The organism is Methanocalculus natronophilus (assembly GCF_038751955.1).
In the GTDB taxonomy this organism is placed as follows: Archaea; Halobacteriota; Methanomicrobia; order Methanomicrobiales; family Methanocorpusculaceae; genus Methanocalculus; species Methanocalculus natronophilus.
Map to the genome: position 1 here is coordinate 1 of NZ_JBCEXH010000095.1, position 592 is coordinate 592.

1 protein-coding gene is annotated in these 592 nt (G+C 29.6%); it reads right to left on the minus strand.

The window, feature by feature from the left end:
• Positions 1-22: 22 nt before the first annotated feature.
• On the minus strand, positions 23-592 hold a 570-nt coding region (locus tag ABCO64_RS10645), incomplete at its 5' end, for a hypothetical protein (protein ID WP_343089457.1).

A 592-nucleotide genomic window follows, 5' to 3' on the forward strand; every position in this document is an offset into this window, starting at 1 on the left:
TTATTGCATTGGTGTTTCTGAGTTAAAGCGTTATTTCAAAATTAATAAATCCTACATCCATAATCAACAATACAAAGTATACTGCCATGAACAAGAAGAATAATGCAGTCGCTAATTTAATTTTAGATAGATGCTCTCTCATAAAATTAGCAATTACCATCGTGTTTTTAGATTTAATTGCAACAATTGCGATGATAATAAGCGGTAAAATAAACATTAGATTGAAAACGAATAAGTAAAAGACTTTAATAACATCAATACCAGGCTGCATATTTGCTTCTAAAGAAGCAAGCACCGCTACATAAATTTGACCAGTACAAGCCGCTTCTGTTATCCCAACTAAAATTCCTATAAATGATGGAATAATTACGAACCAGAAAAATTGTTTACTGCCTTGTTTTTCTTCTAAGATTGCAGTCATTTTTTCCATTAAACGTTCATTAAATCGTCTGATAAATCGTGGCAGTTGATTTTTTACATTTTCATATTTTTGGTTTCTGGTCATTAAGTAATCATAAAATGTAATTCCAGCTAAAAACAATGTAAGTATCGAAAAGAAACTATAAAGCACAAGTGATAAATTATCAAAGAT